General features: G+C 30.1%; 17 protein-coding genes. 7 read left to right on the top strand and 10 right to left on the bottom strand.

Going from position 1 to position 14,560, the window contains the following annotated elements; all coding sequences use genetic code 11:
• Positions 1 to 17: 17 nt before the first annotated feature.
• On the bottom strand, positions 18 to 764 hold the full coding sequence (locus LPC16_RS04640; protein ID WP_229636980.1) for a pantothenate kinase: 747 nt from the start codon (positions 762 to 764) through the stop codon (positions 18 to 20).
• A 461-nt stretch (positions 765 to 1,225) separates the two neighbouring features.
• On the opposite strand from LPC16_RS04640, the gene LPC16_RS04635 reads away from it, so the two are divergent.
• From LPC16_RS04635 to LPC16_RS04625, 3 genes are all read left to right on the top strand, one after another.
• Positions 1,226 to 1,444 carry a DUF4327 family protein gene (locus tag LPC16_RS04635; protein WP_040054923.1) on the top strand — a complete coding sequence of 73 codons (219 nt, stop codon included), beginning with the start codon at positions 1,226 to 1,228 and terminating at the stop codon, positions 1,442 to 1,444.
• A 241-nt stretch (positions 1,445 to 1,685) separates the two neighbouring features.
• Positions 1,686 to 1,997: a DUF6679 family protein gene (locus tag LPC16_RS04630; RefSeq protein ID WP_040054924.1), complete on the top strand. Its 312-nt coding sequence runs from the start codon at positions 1,686 to 1,688 to the stop codon at positions 1,995 to 1,997.
• A 227-nt stretch (positions 1,998 to 2,224) separates the two neighbouring features.
• Positions 2,225 to 3,178 (top strand): CobW family GTP-binding protein, encoded by a 954-nt coding sequence (locus LPC16_RS04625; protein ID WP_229636979.1) that lies wholly within the window; start codon positions 2,225 to 2,227, stop codon positions 3,176 to 3,178.
• Between the two features lie 279 nt (positions 3,179 to 3,457).
• Here the strand turns inward: LPC16_RS04625 and psaJ are convergent, their stop codons facing one another.
• From psaJ to LPC16_RS04610, 3 genes are all read right to left on the bottom strand, one after another.
• A complete protein-coding gene (gene psaJ, locus LPC16_RS04620) occupies positions 3,458 to 3,586 on the bottom strand; it encodes a photosystem I reaction center subunit IX (protein ID WP_040054926.1) in 129 nt (42 codons plus the stop codon).
• A 52-nt stretch (positions 3,587 to 3,638) separates the two neighbouring features.
• Positions 3,639 to 4,127 carry a photosystem I reaction center subunit III gene (locus LPC16_RS04615; RefSeq protein ID WP_040054927.1) on the bottom strand — a complete coding sequence of 163 codons (489 nt, stop codon included), beginning with the start codon at positions 4,125 to 4,127 and terminating at the stop codon, positions 3,639 to 3,641.
• 423 nt (positions 4,128 to 4,550) lie between these two features.
• Positions 4,551 to 4,922: a single-stranded DNA-binding protein gene (locus LPC16_RS04610; RefSeq protein ID WP_229636978.1), complete on the bottom strand. Its 372-nt coding sequence runs from the start codon at positions 4,920 to 4,922 to the stop codon at positions 4,551 to 4,553.
• A 190-nt stretch (positions 4,923 to 5,112) separates the two neighbouring features.
• On the opposite strand from LPC16_RS04610, the gene LPC16_RS04605 reads away from it, so the two are divergent.
• From LPC16_RS04605 to mreD, 3 genes are all read left to right on the top strand, one after another.
• The gene (locus tag LPC16_RS04605) at positions 5,113 to 6,156 is read left to right on the top strand and encodes a rod shape-determining protein (RefSeq protein ID WP_229636977.1); all 1,044 of its coding nucleotides are present in this window, start codon (positions 5,113 to 5,115) and stop codon (positions 6,154 to 6,156) included.
• A 29-nt stretch (positions 6,157 to 6,185) separates the two neighbouring features.
• Positions 6,186 to 6,932: a rod shape-determining protein MreC gene (gene mreC, locus LPC16_RS04600; protein WP_229636976.1), complete on the top strand. Its 747-nt coding sequence runs from the start codon at positions 6,186 to 6,188 to the stop codon at positions 6,930 to 6,932.
• Positions 6,933 to 6,993: 61 nt separating this feature from the next.
• Positions 6,994 to 7,554: a rod shape-determining protein MreD gene (gene mreD / locus LPC16_RS04595; protein ID WP_229636975.1), complete on the top strand. Its 561-nt coding sequence runs from the start codon at positions 6,994 to 6,996 to the stop codon at positions 7,552 to 7,554.
• Between the two features lie 275 nt (positions 7,555 to 7,829).
• On the opposite strand, the gene LPC16_RS04590 is transcribed toward mreD, so the two are convergent.
• Positions 7,830 to 8,120, bottom strand: coding sequence for a YggT family protein (locus LPC16_RS04590; protein WP_040054931.1), 291 nt, complete (start codon positions 8,118 to 8,120; stop codon positions 7,830 to 7,832).
• Positions 8,121 to 8,637: 517 nt separating this feature from the next.
• Here LPC16_RS04590 and LPC16_RS04585 point away from each other — a divergent pair.
• A complete protein-coding gene (locus LPC16_RS04585) occupies positions 8,638 to 9,978 on the top strand; it encodes a TldD/PmbA family protein (protein ID WP_229636974.1) in 1,341 nt (446 codons plus the stop codon).
• 302 nt (positions 9,979 to 10,280) lie between these two features.
• Here LPC16_RS04585 and LPC16_RS04580 read toward each other — a convergent pair whose 3' ends face one another.
• The 5 genes from LPC16_RS04580 to LPC16_RS04560 form a co-directional block, all read right to left on the bottom strand.
• A complete protein-coding gene (locus LPC16_RS04580; protein ID WP_229636973.1) occupies positions 10,281 to 10,907 on the bottom strand; it encodes an LON peptidase substrate-binding domain-containing protein in 627 nt (208 codons plus the stop codon).
• A gap of 58 nt (positions 10,908 to 10,965) precedes the next feature.
• Entirely contained in the window at positions 10,966 to 11,217 is a 252-nt protein-coding gene (locus LPC16_RS04575) for a hypothetical protein (protein ID WP_040054934.1), read from the bottom strand.
• A 159-nt stretch (positions 11,218 to 11,376) separates the two neighbouring features.
• Positions 11,377 to 11,673 carry a ferredoxin III, nif-specific gene (gene fdxB / locus LPC16_RS04570; RefSeq protein WP_040054935.1) on the bottom strand — a complete coding sequence of 99 codons (297 nt, stop codon included), beginning with the start codon at positions 11,671 to 11,673 and terminating at the stop codon, positions 11,377 to 11,379.
• Positions 11,674 to 11,706: 33 nt separating this feature from the next.
• Entirely contained in the window at positions 11,707 to 13,665 is a 1,959-nt protein-coding gene (gene modB, locus LPC16_RS04565) for a molybdate ABC transporter permease subunit (RefSeq protein WP_229636972.1), read from the bottom strand.
• Positions 13,666 to 14,084: 419 nt separating this feature from the next.
• Complete coding sequence (locus LPC16_RS04560; protein ID WP_229636971.1) at positions 14,085 to 14,441, bottom strand: hypothetical protein; 357 nt, start codon at positions 14,439 to 14,441, stop codon at positions 14,085 to 14,087.
• Positions 14,442 to 14,560 lie beyond the last annotated feature (119 nt).

Raw genomic sequence — 14,560 nt, 5'->3', positions numbered from 1 at the left:
TTATTTAATAATTTAAATTATATTGATTTAATCCCCCAAAATATAAGATTTCTATCTACTTTTAGTCTACTGAAATTATTGGAATCTTTTTCAATAAAATAATTATATAAAGCAATTGAATCTCCTCCTGTCAGAATAATATGACTTTGTGGATAAATTGTTAACCAATTATCTATAAATATCTTCATACCACTAATAATTGTATGTATTATTCCACTCTTGATCGCTCCCATAGTGCTTTTTGACCATTGACATGGTAATTTCTTAGGTAAATTAACATTAGGCAAAGTTTCAATTTTGCTTGATAATGAGTCAAACTGTAATTTTAATCCCGGTAAAATTGCCCCTCCTATGAAAGTATAATTTTCGTCTACTCCTGTAAAAGTTAAAGCAGTACCTGCATCAATTACCAAACATGGGTAACTATATGTGACTCCAGCTCCTAAAGCAGCTAAGGCTCTATCTATACCAATATTTAAATAGAGGTTCTTGATTGGAATATTATTTAACTCTATGATATTAACACCGTGGTATTCTCTCCATATAGTAGTTTGTTTTGGTACAACAGAAGCCACTACAAGTGGTAAAGTATTAGGAATATTAGCAAGTAAAACTTCAGAAGGTAACATTAATTTATTAATGGGCTCATTATAATAATGAGTGTCCCAACAACTGTGTAAAAATCCATTCTTAAAATATCCCCAGTGAAGATGAGAATTACCAATTACTAATGCTAACCATTCTATCGATTTCGTTAATGCCATAGTACTTGTAGAATAAAAGTAATTAGGTTAATTAATAGCTTTTTTTTAACTACTTTGAGAAATATTGTTTTAAAGGCAATAAATTTAGATATTCATTTAAAATAACTCTAAAATCTACTATTTGTTTTAATTCAACAAATAACCTGTATCATTCACACTAATAATAAAAATAATAAACATATATTTTGAAATATTTTATTGGAAATCTCTATAAATTTTTAAGTTAAGCCAATAATTAGTTATAGTCTCAAATCTATGTACCAGAGTAGTAATTACCGTACTATAAATTAAAAAGACTTGCATAAACTGAATATATCAGTTAAAAAGAGTGTAGTAGAAATACTTCTCTAAATATAAGTATTAGATAAACGTATATTGCTTTAATCATATATAGGAATATTAAAGAGGAAGTTGATCTTAAAAAATTCGTACAATTTAGTAAACGTAAATTGATTGAGTCTATGACGAAACAAGTTACTCATCCTATGATGAAGTTTCAACGTAAAGTTTCTTCACTGGTAGAGTCAAAAGTTCTCAAGCCCAGTGATAGTATATGGAAATTAGCTCTTCTTTATGAGAATGAATGGTCTTATTGGAAAAAAGAATTATTAGATTTTGGTTTTGCAATGCAAGATCCTGTAAGTGAAGTTTTACTTGTTGATGCATGGGATGAAGAATAACTACTTGTGCTTAGTAATTATTATTAATTACTAAGCACAAGTATTGTTAACTCTAGTTTGTGTTAGAACTAATAATATTTATTAATATAAGCACATTTCAAAATTGACTTATTTAAAGTCTTTTCAAAACCATTGCTGTAATTATTAATTATTTTAAAAATAGCTTATATGACATAGCACATAGACTATTTTTAATGTTAGTGTAAATTTATTAAGGCTGTTACCTGTTGAGGAGACATCTATGCTACACCGCAAGATTTATCAACTTTGTACAGAAGGTCGAGAAGTTTGCCTGTTCTTGCGGGATCAGCAACGTTGGATTGATGGTGCGACTATTCTATCTTTAGAAGGAGATCTAGTCATTATTCGGTACGAAACTGAAGAAGATGATGAAATTAGTTCTTGGGAAGAAATGGTAAGATTGGAGAGTATTGGAGCAATTAGTCAAAAAATTGCTTCTGTTTCAAGGTATGACTCTGAGATTGCTGTATCTGATGAATGCCCTGATGCTGAACAGATTCATCCGCGTTCTCCAGACTCTAATCAAGATTAATAAAAGTAATTTTAAAATGTACTTTGTAATTTATTTCGCATATAGAGCAAGTTTTAAAAACATGCTTAGATTATTTCAGATAATCTAAGCACATTAATGATATTTAAAGTTCTTTATCTTCGAAATCAACATGCAATTTCTCTTCTTTCTTATCAATATCTAGTACCAACTTTTATATTTCAGTTTTTCAAATATCAAGAAACAAAAATTAAATAATATTAAAAGTGATGAACATAAAAGATAAAGTTCTACCTGTAACAATTATTACTGGTTTCCTAGGTAGTGGTAAAACAACACTTCTCAATCATATTCTTCTCAATCAAGAAGGCATAAATGTTGGAGTTTTAGTTAATGAATTTGGGGAGATTGGGATAGATAATGAATTAATTATCGCTACTGACGACAATGTTATTGAACTTAACAATGGTTGTATTTGTTGTTCTATTAATAATGATTTAATTCAAGCCATTCATAAAATTTTAGAATATTCTAAAAAAATTAACTATTTGATAATAGAAACTACTGGTTTAGCAGATCCTTTACCAATCGCATTATCTTTTTTAGGTGCTGACTTAAAGGATATAACACGAGTTGATTCTATTATTACAATGATAGACTGTTCCAATTTTTGTCTTGATTTATTTAATTCTCAAGCTGCATATAGTCAGATAACTTATGGAGATATTATTTTACTTAATAAAACTGATTTAGTTAGTAAAAAAGAGGTGGATGAACTAGAAAAACGTCTTCATAAAATGAAAGAATTTGCTAGGATTTTAAAAACTACAGATTCTCAAGTTTCTTTACCTCTAATACTTAGCTCTGAGTTATTTAATACTGATAAATATTCTAAACATAACAATAACAGCCATACACATCATCATTTAACCAATGATGAATTCACCTCAATTGCTTTTGAAAGTAACAAACCATTTTCTATCGAAAAATTCCAATATTTTCTTAATAACCAATTACCTGAGAATGTATTTAGAGGAAAAGGTATTTTATGGTTTGATGAAAGTGAAAAACGTCACATTTTTCATTTAACTGGAAAACGTTTTAATATAGAAGACGAAGAATTCAATAAATACTTTAACAATAAATTAGTTTTAATTGGACAAAACCTTGATAAGGATAAATTACATAAACAAATTATTAATTGTTTGTCTAACCAATCTTAGTTTAAAGCCTATAACTAAGAAAGTTTTTTTGATAGCAAGAAATTTAAGCTAAAGGAATATAGATTATGATAATGTTTTGTATTTATTGAATAAGTGTAATCTTTCACCTTAACTTAAAAGTTATTAACAGCTAAGATGTTATCAAGATTAATGTTGATTGGCTTTTTGAAATTTAAAGCCCAAAGCAAAGACGAGTCAATTATATTTCAGTTTTATGAAAATATAATTGACTCGTCTTTGCTTTGGGCTTGCACTTAAATACTGTAACTAATCAATTTTTTATCCTAAAGGATGAAAAAGAAGATCAGGGAAAAAGCGATTGAACTCAATTAAGAGACCTGCAGTAAAGGTTAGTAACACCATAATTAAAATAGGTGCAGTTGACAGAAATTTTGTCAAATTTTCCATGAGTAATTCTCCAATAATTTAATGAACAATAAATATACTAGGATAAACTTAATTATCGTGGGGATATAGTAATTTCACTATCCTTCACTACTAACTCTCCAGAAATAAACTCATAAAAAGCTAAAACTGGCCAAGCAAAACCCATTAACATTTGTCCAATAGCTAGAGGAATATCAATAATAATTTCTTTACTTGTATCACCATTAATAGCAATTAAGTAAGCACGACCAACCCAGCCAATCCAACCTGCTATATAAAGGAACATGATACCAGGAATAGCAAAGTCTCCAATGTGTGTCAAATTACCATCTACTATTAGATGAGGATAACCTTCTGGACCACACAAGGCTTCAGCATAGCGTTCAGCACGTTTCTGTCCAGACTGCTGATCATCAGTAGTATTTAGAAAATGCTTAGACTTCTGCTGATAAGCAGCAGAATCGCTGCAAGGGGTTAAATTATTATAAGAAGCTGAAGCAGTAGGGGTAAAATTAAACCACAGAGTTGTGATAAGAATTAATGTGAACAATAACCGTTTCATAGAAGTTGTTTCCTTTTGTCACAAAAGACTAAGTTCATAGAACACAAGACAAAATAAGTCAGTAATGTAACGAGTTATATTAATCTGATTCAAAGATCTAATTAAGATTAAAGTTACAAAAATTATCTTGTATTATCTTAATCATAATAAGCATTCTAGTCTCTTTAAGTTAAGATTTGTGTTGTAGATAATATATATTTCTTTATAAAGTGAAGAAGTATATATTGTGGTGTTTCTATATGAAAAATACTTAGAGTAAAAACAAATAAATTAAAAAATTTAAGAATTATAAAAAGACATTCTTTACAGCCCTAAATTGATAAATATAAAAAATAACTTTCTTATACTTAGAAGAGAGCTTACTATAAACTATCTTTAAGTGATATTAGTTTTCACGTACTTAAGAATATAATTTTGATCTTTTTAAAATTCATAGCTTTCTCTTTGATAACCTCCATCTGAATTTGAGTCATTATCACGCTTAGAACCTAATAGATCTAGACGATCAACCTTGATAACTGGACTAGAACGATCAATACCTGTATTACGATCTTTCCAGGTCTCAATTTCTAATGATCCGTGAACTCCAATTAAACTACCTTTTCTAACATAATTAGCAGCAATCTCTGCTGTTTTACCCCAAATTTTTAAATTAAACCAATCTGCTTCATCTCTTTTACTAGAACGACGACTAACTGCCAGTGTTAATGTACACAAGACTGTCCCGGATTCGAAGTATTTAACTTCTGGATCTCTTCCAACACGACCGACCAAATTAACAATATTTAAACTCATATATTTTTTTCTAAATTTCCTTTATATCCAAATTATTGTAACAAGCAATGATACGGGAACCAACTCTTTTCTTCACTGGTCAAGCATTACATGGCTTGGAATTTATATCTTTCCTTAATAAGGTTAATCAGTTTATTCATTATCTAGAGTCATGTTAGTCTTTAACTATCAATCAGAGGCATAAATAAAAGTGGGGATTTTTAGTCGTTTTTCTCTTTCACGGGATATAGGTATTGATTTAGGAACAGCTAATACTCTTATCTATGTATCTGGAAAAGGTATTGTGCTTAATGAGCCTTCTATTATAGCCATTGATCAAAGTCGAAAAGTTTCATTGGCTGTAGGAGAAGAAGCGAAAAAAATGCTTGGTCGTACCCCCGCAAATGTTATTGTTGTACGCCCTTTGCGAGATGGTGTAATCACAGACTTTTTAAGTGCCATGATTATGATTCAAGAATTTATTCGTCAAGCCAATGAGGGAATTCCATTAGGAAATCCAAGAATGATTATCGGTGTTCCTAGTGGTATTACAGACGTAGAAAGAAGAGCAGTTATTGATGCCGCAAGAGAAGCAGGTGCGAGAAAAGTAGGATTAGTAGAAGAACCAGTAGCAGCCGCTTTAGGAGCAGGCTTACCAATTACAGAAGCTACTGGCAATATGATCGTAGATATTGGTGGAGGTACAACTGAAGTAGCAATTCTAAGTTTGCAAGGACAGGTGTTTAGTCAATCGATAAGAGTTGCTGGAGATGAGCTAACTGAGTCTATCATTCAATATGTAAAGAAGGTTCACAATATGATTATTGGAGAACGGACAGCTGAAGAAATAAAAATTCGACTAGCTTCCGCTTATCCAATAGAACAAGAAGAAGATCTTACGATGGAAGTTCGAGGATTACATTTATTATCTGGATTGCCTCGTAGTATTACGTTAAGGGGAGGAGAAATTAGAGAATGTATGTCTGAGCCTTTAGCCGCGATTGTCGAAGCTATTAAATCTACATTGGAACATACTCCTCCAGAGTTAGCCTCAGATATTATGGATCGAGGAATTATATTAGCAGGAGGAGGAGCTTTGCTTAAAGGTATTGATATTCTCATAAGTCATGAAACCGGAATCGTAACTCATATTGCTGAAGATCCTTTACATTGTGTAGTTAAGGGAACAGAAGAAATCTTAAAAAATTCTGTAATGTTAGATAAGATTTTATACCAAACTTCAAAAGTTGTTTAAATGAAGAATGTGAAAAATATAAAATGCTAATGGTATTTCATGGGTATAGCCGATACGGTTCACAATTTTTATGGATAATAATTTCTATAGGAATTGGATTATTCTTTTTTGAAACTAAAGGGTCAGCCATCCTTGAATTATATTATTGGATAAGCTATCCTCTACGAACACTTGACTCTTCTGGACTAATACACAAACGATTAACCAATGCTCGCCTGATGGAACTAACTCAAACTACTGCAGAGTTAAAAAAGGAAAATCAACAACTAAAAAAATTATTAGGTTATTCTGAAATACAAAAAACAGAGGTAATCGTTGCACCAGTTATTGCACATACTCCTTATCATTGGTGGAAAAGTCTTGTTCTTGGTCGTGGTAGCAGAGATGGAGTAGAGATAGGCTTTGTAGTTACAGGAATTGGGGGATTGGTTGGTCGTATCGTTAGTGTTACTCCGCATACTAGTCGTGTTCTCCTAATTACTGATCCTAGTAGCCGCGTAGGTTTCAAAGTAAGTCAAACAGGAACTATGGGTATAATCATTGGAAATGCTTCTAGTTTTGTTAAGATACGTTTTTTTGATAAATTTCCGGAAGCAAACGTTGGAGATACTGTCATTACTTCCCCTGTTGGTCTTCTATTTCCTGGTGGTCTACCCATTGGTCAAATAATTTCGCTAGATCTTAATAAGCAACCTGCACCAGAAGGAGATGTTCTATTAACAGTCGCTTTTAATAAATTAGAAAATGTAGTTATCCACCCTTACATTAGTAAATAGTTTATTTTACTCACTTTTAAAATCAAATAGTCTATAAAGATTTGTTAAAGTTTCTTGAATTATGAGCTTTTTAAAAAATATTGTTTTTTTTGACAAATTAATTATTATTGTTTCTGCTGTACTTTCTTTATTATTTTCCGTAGTTTATCTTCCAGGAATGGAAGTTTTTGGAGCTAAGGTTAATTGGATTCTAATTTGGGTAATAGTATGGAGTATTAAAAGGAAAATATTGCAGGGAATTGTTGGTGGTTTGGTAATGGGATTAATTCAAGACAGCCTAACATTAGGAACTTTGTCTCACATTCCAAGTTTAGTAATAGTTGGAGCATTATCAAGTAGATTTAGAAGAAACTACTTTTTTGGAAATAATCTTTATAGTTTTCTCTCAATTATTGTATTAGTATTTATATTATCTTTGGTAGCTCAAGGTATTCTTTTTCTAGAATATATTTTACGAGAAATGTATTCTTTTGAATATATTAATATTTACCATCAAAGCTCAATTTTGTTATCAGCAATTTTAAGTAGTTTACTCTCACCTATATTACATTACCCTATGAATATTTTAATCAATAAGAGAAACTATAGTAATACAATTAGATCTTTCTTTAGAAGAGTCTAGTATTTTACTTATCAAAATAATTAAAAATTTTTTAATTATTTTCTATAACTGAATCTTATTTTAATAGAGAGGTATCTATTAGAATACCTATAAATATCAATATAACTTTTTAAAAGAATAATCAATATTCAATAAATATTTCAAACTTTAAAAAAATTGATATAGAGTGTTGCAAAATATATACGTACTGTCTTTCTTTGCTGTTAACTGTTGATGATAATACTATAAAAATTTCTATCAAAATTAAATAATCTTAATAGTTAATTAGTCACTAATCATTTGTATAGTGCCATAGATATTAGTCCTTGTTGTCCAACTAACACTTCTCTTAACAAACTGCAAAGTCCAACCCAAATAATAGGACTAATATCTACCCCTCCAATTGGAGATATTATTTTCCTAATTGGAACTAATAAAAATTCTGTTGGCAGAGCAATTAAAAACCAAGGAAATCGATTGATTTCTGCTTGGGGGTACCAAGTTAACACAATACGAAAAATAAACAGAAGAGTCATTATTGTTAAAAATGTACTTAAAGCCCAATATGTTATGTTTAACGAATTCATAATTTCTAGAATAGATCAACTTACTTTCTAGTTTACAATATCCATATCTAAATTTTATTGATTTTTCTTGTATTGATAGAATTAAAATTACGGAAAGTATTTAATTTATTTATAGACTAAACATTTTTCGTAATTTTAAGATAACTAAATATAATTTTAAAGAAATAATAATACTCTAAATTCTAATTAAGAAATTAATTTTAAATTTTTAACATTTAGAGATTTTATACAATAATTAGTGGATATTAGATGATTAAATTAATTTATTTATTTTTATTGTTTATCACCTTAAACCTATTATAAATTATTTTTATAATAGGTTTTTCACTTATATTTTGACAATATATTCTTTAGACTTTATATTAGCTTTCGAAATATGTATTGATTAATTGATCTTCTATTTTAGGCTTGTGTCTTTAATACAAATCAAAATTCTTAGAACATAGTTTAATGAGATAGAATATTTATATAGAAACCTTGTCTAAAAAATATTTTATACTTTACAAAGTAAATAGTAATGCTCCATATTGAACAAGTTGCTTATTATGCTCAAGAAAGTTCGAAAGAACTTAACATCACTAAGTACGACATTTACGGTTCTGCCATAGAAGAAACCAGTATAGAAGTTGATCGTGGTAATCCCAAACAACTACAAGTATCAAATAGATCGAGTGTTATTGTTAGAGTTTGGAATAAAAATGGAAGGATTGGAGTTACTACTACTACAGACTTAGATAAAATCGGCATAAAGTTGGCTTTGCAAACTGCTAAAGATGCCAGCTATTTTGGTGTTCAAGAACATGTACCAGATTTTAGTCCAGAAGCTTCTGCTGTAATTGAAAGTATATCTACTAAAATTTCTACCTCTACTCCAATTCCTGTACTAGTAAATACCTTAATCGCAGCAGAAAAAACTTTATTAAAGTCGAGCCCCATCATTACAAGCATTCCTTATAACGGCCTATCTCAAGAAAACATTACCAGATTTTATCTAAATAGTAATTCTGCTTTACGTCAAGAAGATCTCTCATATACTACTATATATTTTTATAGTCGTACAGAAGCAGAGGGGAAAAAGCCTAGGGGAGCAAGTTCTATTAAAATTAGTCGGGATTTTGCAACTTTGGATATTGAATGTTGTTTACAAGAATTGATAGAAAAAACTCTTAGCCATCTTAATTATCAAAGTGTTCCGTCAGGAAAATATACTGTAATTTTTTCTCCTACAGCATTTTTAAGCTTAATCAATTCTTTTACTAATTTATTTAATGCCCAAAATATTTTAGATAAACAAAGTCTTTCTACTACAGGTTCTCTAGGAAAGCAGATCTCTGCTACACTTTTTTCTCTATATGATGACGCTAGACATATTAATAATGTTGGTATGGAAACTTTCGACCAAGAAGGAACACCTACTCGTCGTGTAGAGATAATTAATAATGGAATTCTTACAGGGTTACTACATAGTGAAAATACTGCTCAACGTTTAAATTCAAAGCCTACTGGCCATGCAAATATTGGTTCTAAAGTAACTATTAGACCTCATTTTTATCATATTTTATCTAATGAAAAGTCGAATTCTAAATACGATTTGAATACAGTAAAAGATGTAGTTTTTGTTGATAAATTACAAGCTCTTCATGCTGGAGTAAATAGTTTGCAAGGTTCCTTCTCTTTACCTTTTGAAGGATGGTTAGTTAATAATGGAAATTTTGTTAGTATCGATGCTGCAACGATAGCAGGTGACTTCTTAACACTATTGAATTCTATTATTCATATAGAATCTGAGCCAGAAATTACATCTAAAGGAATCTGTCCTAGAATATGGGTTGATAATTTGTCTATTACCGGAAATTAAATTACAAACATATAAAACGTAAGTAATATTAATTCTTTTGTCTATCTTTAACTTACTTAAATTAATGTAAAGATAATTTTAATTACCTAATTTCATTTATATTAAATAAGAAAGTTAAGCAAAAACATTTTCAATGGTAGGATCTAAAAATAAAAATCCTTAAAAGCCAAATTATGGCCATTTTTTAACAAACGTAGAATCAACTTATACAGCATTTGAAAAATGTAAAAATTATTATTATTTCTAGTAAGTTAGTTCTATTTAATACTAAAAACTCATTTTAACTAATTAAAGTGTTTCGATTAAAAAATATCTTTTAAGCTAACTTTAGCAGCTAGATGATTACGTATAATTGTTAAAATTTTTAATTCTCTTTGTAAGCGATTTTGAGTTTCTTGAGTTTCTAGTAATATTTGTTGCTCTGTTGCCATACCGCGAAGACTAGCACCTATCAAATAAGATAATTCTAAAGGTAGTATAGGCAAATTATTTGGTAAGCCCACTTCTTGATTCATTAACTTCGCAGATAAATGAATTACATCCTGTAATAATTGCTTAACTTCGTTAGATAATGGGTAAAGATTTTGGGTGGTTCTTTTATCTTGTAACCATTCTACTAAACCTATTTTGTAAGGTTTTTCTTTTGTATACTTTAATATGCGAAAACGTTTCTGACCTGAAATTATTAGTTCCATATGGTCATTAGAAAAATTTTGGAAACGAACTACTTCGGCACATACACCGATACTCTCCATATTTCCATTGGTGGGATTTTTATTAACTACACCAAAACAGTGACTCCCTTCCAAAATATCACCAATCATAGTTCGATAACAAAATTCAACAATATGTAAAAGAAGAGTATGTCCAGGGAACAAAACAATCTTAGATAAGGGAAATAAGGGTAAAAGTTGAATTGTAGGAACCATTAATACCATCAAACTTGATATTATCTTAAATAATATTTATAAAATTAAAAATGAGTAACTATTTATCATTTTTAATTTCAGGATATAATCCTAATTCCTTTGCTAACTGCCTTGCAATATGAATTAGAAACTTAGCTCCATCAGGATTGTTCTCATGAGCCATCATAGTAGAAACTTGAACTAATGACTCGATAAATTTACTGTCTATTAACTCATTATTAGAACTTAAGAGATCAGGCTCTTGACCATTAGGACAACGTAGTAATTCATCAATTAAAGTATAGTATTGTTCTTGACGAGATTGTGTCATTTTATTCCTTATTTAAGATAGACAAAAGTTAACTTTAATGTTACTTCTTATTAGAATTAGTATTGTAATTATTACAGTTTCTTTATTATTTGGTAAGCATATATTCATAAAGAAGTGGCTACATTATTATTAATTGCGGCCACTTCTTTATAAATTAAATTACATAGCTAAAGGTTCGTTAGTATAGCAGTTTTTAGGGCAAATTTTTGCGCATGCTTCACAGCCAACACAATTATCTTTATTAACAATACCCATAACTTGACGTTCTACATCATCATCATCATCATCTTCATCAATGATTTCACCATCTTCATTAACTCCTAACAAAGTTAGAACATTGTGACCGCAGACTTTGAAACAACGCCCACAACCAAGACAGGTTTCTTTATCGATAGCTTCAACAAACTTTGGAGTCCATTCTTTTTGTCCAAAAGTTAAGCCAGTTAAGTTTGCCATAAGTGTTCTCCTTTATGTATATCAGGAAAGTTATTAATTAGAGTTATTTGTACTAGTAACTTTTGAAAAATTACCAGCTGTATATTCAAGGGATATAGGGTCGCTTGAATTCTGTAGTAACATGAGGCGTGAGGGCTTAATTTGTATTGACCAAGGTATAGGGCATTTCTTTAACCTATTCCATTTATCCTTGAAAACTTCGACTTGTAGATGATAGTCAAAAGAGCTGGTTGGAACAGAGTTTAACTTAATATACAGTGTTATCCTATGTTGAGTTTCACTTGTGCTAGCTAACCAGCAAGTAAAAAGGTTTTGGAGATAATTGTGCTTTAAGGAACTCACCTCAAGGTCAATAAATAATAATTGGTGAGCACGAATACCAACATGAGTTAAATTAGGGAGTATAGGTTCGTAAACTTTTAAGGTACATCCCCAGTCAAGGGCAATAACTTTATCCTTCGATAATGGAAGAACTCTAGAAAAATTTTTACATCCTGTAATTTGTGCTGCTTTAAGGTAACGCGGATCATCAAAGACTTTTTGTTTAGTGCCTTTTGCAAGTATCATACCTTCATTTAAGATTAAAAGATTGGGGCAAATACGATAGGCTTCTTCTAGATTGTGACTAACAAAAAGTGTAACCCCTGAATAGCTGTTTAAATTTAACTTTAGAAGCTTTTCTAGTTGATCTCGTAAATAGGTATCAAGTGCAGAAAAAGGTTCATCTAAGAGTAGAATGTCAGGCTGATTAACTAATGCCCTAGCTAATGCAACTCTTTGCTTTTGTCCTCCAGAAAGTGTGCTGGGATAACGATGGCTAAATCCTTCTAATTGTATTATTGTCAGTTGTTGTTCAACTTTTTGGCGAATAATAGAAGGAGGAAGATTTTTTGGTAAGCCGAAGGCTATATTCTCGGAGATTGTTAAATGATGGAATAAAGCATAGTTTTGAAATAGAAATCCAACTTTACGTTTACGGATAGGAATATTAATTCCTTTCCGAGAATCAAATAAAATTTTACCATTTAAAGAAATATGACCATAATCAGGAGTATCTAATCCAGCTATACATTTCAGAATTAAACTTTTTCCAGCTCCAGAAGCCCCTAGTAATCCCAAAGGCGTTTGGCTTGGATTAGTCGAAAAAGAGACATTTAACTCAAAGTTAGGCAGCTTTTTCTTTATATCAACAACCAACTGGTTTGAAGTATTTGATGTCAAATGATGAAACTTTTCTGAAACTTTAGAAACTGACAAAGAACTGTGCTCTTTCTTTAAAGTTTTATCAACTTTACTTGCCTTCAGTCCTGAAAACTTTTTCCCCAAACGTTTGACAGAGTAATTGTCATTCCAGATATTAACACCAATGGTAATACTAAGTGATAAAAGAACCATTATTATTACTAATAGCTGAGCCTCTTTCATATTACCGCTTTCTGTAGCAAAAAAAATTGCTATCGGAATAGTTTGAGTCTTTCCAGGAATACTGCCTGCCAACATTAGAGTTGCTCCAAATTCACCAAGGGCTCGTGCATACGAGAGTAGTAAACCTGATATTAAGCCTGGTCTTGCTAGAGGTAATATAATGCGCAAGAAAAGCTCTATCTCTGAAGCTCCTAAGGTTTTGGCACTAGATATTAGGTTGAAGTCTATCTGTTGAAATGCCCCTAAGGAAGTTTTATACATTAGAGGGAAAGCAACAACAATAGCCGCTATGACAGCTGCGTACCATGTAAATACTATATTAACATTAAATAACCATAATAGTCTACCAATAGGCCCATATTTTCCTAATAATAATAATAGCAAGAATCCAATTACTGTAGGAGGAAGAACTAAAGGAATCGTTAGAAGTCCATCAATTATACTTTTCCATTTTCCATTATATTTAAACATCCAATAAGCTAATATTGTTCCAGCAAAAAAAGCAAAAAATGTGGCAAGAGTTGCAGTTTTTAATGAAATCCAAATAGGGGAAAAATCTAAAGCCATGACATTCCTTTTGATGGTAAGAGGAAAAAACTATTTAATATTTTTTGATATTTAATTTTGTTATAAAAATATTAAACAGTTGGCAAAAAAAATATTAAATTAACTGAAAACTGTAATTAATCATCGATGTTCTTGATAAGATTAATACTTTATATTTTTCAGTAATTACTAGTGTAGTTTTTAATGCTTTTACGAACAGTAACTAGAGATACATAAACTTGAATTACCAGGATTTTTTTATAGATAAACAAGATAAAATATAAAAAAAATCCAAAATATTTAACAATTTTTTAAATATTTTTTCTCATAGGAATAGAATACTTATTTTAAAATCCAGTATTATAGTGGTGAGATATTTTGCCATCAACAACTTCCCTTTTATATTAACTGTTGATCTTTATACAAAAGAAGTTATTTTTCTATTTATAATCATATGATAACTCAGAAAATAAAGCAGCTTTTATGCAGTTGTGCTTAATTTTTATACATTTCTTAGAAAAAAGATCATGGTTAACTATACAATCGTCTAATGGATATTTCGAAAATTGAAGGGCGACTTCATCGATAGGACATTCTCCATTAATCTTATGACAAAATTTAGGATTAAGACAGGATAGTTTAACTGTCTTATGATTTTTTTTAGATAACTCTAATTCGTTTTCAAAAAGGAAAGTGCTATAGTCGGCTACATTATCTAAACCTAATAAATTTAAGAACACTTCTCCTATCATCCAAAATACTGTCTTTGAAACAAATGTTTTCCATTTTAGATTCATCACAAACCTCGACGAAAATCATATTACTTAGCTTTGTGTAATGTAAACAAATGTTTGTAAATAAGAATATATGAAGCCGTAGCTAGCGCTACGACTTTCTTAATGAATAAATAGTCTAA

It is taken from the genome of cyanobacterium endosymbiont of Braarudosphaera bigelowii (assembly GCF_020885515.1).
Lineage (GTDB): Bacteria > Cyanobacteriota > Cyanobacteriia > Cyanobacteriales > Microcystaceae > Atelocyanobacterium > Atelocyanobacterium thalassa_A.
Note: the sequence above shows the minus strand (reverse complement) of the source record. Positions and strands in the feature narration are given on the sequence as shown.